Annotated in this window: 3 protein-coding genes; 2 read left to right on the forward strand and 1 reads right to left on the reverse strand. The window is 44.6% G+C overall.

Going from position 1 to position 2,100, the window contains the following annotated elements; all coding sequences use genetic code 11:
- Positions 1–466: cupin domain-containing protein (locus KDK19_RS05560; RefSeq protein ID WP_306801312.1), on the reverse strand; the 466-nt coding region annotated here is incomplete at its 3' end.
- Between the two features lie 159 nt (positions 467–625).
- Here KDK19_RS05560 and KDK19_RS05565 point away from each other — a divergent pair.
- Both KDK19_RS05565 and KDK19_RS05570 read left to right on the forward strand, forming a co-directional pair.
- A complete protein-coding gene (locus KDK19_RS05565; protein ID WP_257291523.1) occupies positions 626–1,261 on the forward strand; it encodes a glutathione S-transferase family protein in 636 nt (211 codons plus the stop codon).
- Between the two features lie 391 nt (positions 1,262–1,652).
- Positions 1,653–2,100: F-box protein (locus tag KDK19_RS05570; protein ID WP_257253386.1), on the forward strand; the 448-nt coding region annotated here is incomplete at its 3' end.

Consider the following 2,100-nt stretch of genomic DNA (forward strand, 5'->3'; position numbering starts at 1 on the left):
TAGCATCATAGACCGGGCCGACTTGCCAGCGTCTTTGACCTTCGGCCTGAATCAGGAAAACATCAAAATGATCATAGTGAGGGCCCACTGAACCACCGTCGGTTGCATAGCTGATCATGATGTCTTCAAGCCGCCAGGAGGGAAGAAAGTCAAAGTAATCCAGCAATGAGTGAACACCGGGTACCCAGTGGTCCACAGCCTGAACCAGAAGTGTCCAGTGACTGGGCGGCAGACAGGCAAAGTCAGCTTCACTGAACGGTCCCCGTCTCAGCTCCCACGGAGTTTCCCCTTTCTCAAGCACAATACGGGACTCAACGTCCTCTTCCAACGCCAGACCTGCCAGCTCATCGGCCGAGAGAGGTGACAGAAAATCCGGGATGGCCTGACGAATCAGCAGAGGTTTCTTTTGCCAATAGCTTTGCAGGAAAGCCTCTGGAGGAAGGGAACCCAGAATAGATTGTTTCATTGAATTTCATCGGAATGTAAATAAACGACGCAAGGTTAGCATAAAGTGGCCTTATTAATAGGCTTGGCTGTAGGATAGATGGTTCTGAGCCGCCATAGCGATAGAATAATTTTCTTGCCCCTAAGGAATGAAAATTATTCATTGAACAGGAGAATTAGAATGAAAGTTTTTGGAGCAACCCTTTCCCCCATGGTTCGAAAGGTTTTAGTGGCCCTGGAAATGAAAGGGCTGAATTTTGAGTTGGACCCCGTTATTCCTTTTAATACCCCTGAAGGTTTTGAAAAAATCAGTCCCCTGAAAAAAGTTCCTGCCTTGCAGGATGGTGAAGTGACCCTGGCAGACTCCTCCATCATCTGTGAGTATCTGGAAGATCGCTACCCGGAAATTGCGTTGTATCCCGCCGATCCGGTCCTGAAGGCCAAAGCCCGCTGGTTCGAGGAGTACGCTGATACGGTTTTAATGAAAGTGACTGCTGAAAGTTTGTTCTTCGAACGGGTAGTGAAGCCGATGATGGGGATGGAAACGGACGAAGACAAAGTACAGCAAAACCTTAAAGACAACATGCCCAAGACATTGGCTTATCTGGGAAGTGTAGTTCCGGAACAAGGTTTTCTCTTGGGTGAATCATTGATGATGGCTGATATTGGCATCGGTTCCTGCTTTATCAATGCCGGTTATGCCGAATTTGAACCTGACCCGTCAGAATATCCGGTTTTTGCCGCCTATCTCCATAGGGTCAAGGCGCATCCGGCTTTGCAGAAAAGAATTAAGGAAGATGCCAGATTCTTGAATTAATTAATCAAAAAAACGGGAAATAATTTTGGATACTGGAAAACAGTTGTCATCAATTTTTGTTTAGAGAATCCAAACTCAGTAGGCTAGTGGCGAAAATTGTTGCTGCCGGTGGTAAAAAAGTAAGGCTGAGCTGCGTTATTATTAACCGGGTGAAAAGCCTTACTCTAATCACCCCGAAGATGAGCGCGCGATCCGGGTTTATCAATTCAAGGGGTTTCCTCTAATTGACGCTATTCTTCTTGTGCTGAAAGACAGAAACTATTGTCAGTTTCACTTGACAACCCGTAATGAACTTTTATTTCAACTCCGAGTCTAACCCGTGGCATCAATTTTGAATGTCTTTTTTAATTGAGAGTAAATAGTAACCATTGAGTAACAGAGCATGAATGGAATGAATAACGATTCCAATATTGTCGGTTCACTTTCACCAACACCAGATCAATCTCTATCGAGGTCAGAGGTTGTGGGTGATAGTGCAGGCAGGAAAATTACTGTATGTGACAAGGGTGAACTTTCACTACTCAATTTGCCCAGCCTGACACAATTGAAAATTATTGGCTGTTTGAGGCTTAAAGATATTGCTCGTTTAAAGCAGGTTTGTACCTACTTTCGAGAGGTTATTAAAGAAGAAGATATCCTGGCAAAGGCTTGGTATCGCCGCTTTTCTTCTGCACACCAGTCTCTACTAAAGACAGTCATTACTGCAAAAAGTGATGAGCAACTCAGCCGTTGGGTTGGGCAGTTTACAAATAACCAAGTGTTAACCAAGTCACTTACAGAGCGTCGAAATAATGTTGATTTTCCTGCTCTGGTTTTTTTCAACAACACAGATTTAATGT

The organism is Endozoicomonas sp. ONNA1 (genome assembly GCF_024606325.1).
Taxonomy (GTDB): domain Bacteria; phylum Pseudomonadota; class Gammaproteobacteria; order Pseudomonadales; family Endozoicomonadaceae; genus Endozoicomonas_A.

What these genes read in the sequence shown, in the direction of transcription:
- KDK19_RS05565 (WP_257291523.1), top strand. Translation starts at nt 626, where the DNA reads ATGAAAGTTTTTGGAGCAACCCTTTCCCCCATGGTTCGAAAGGTTTTA.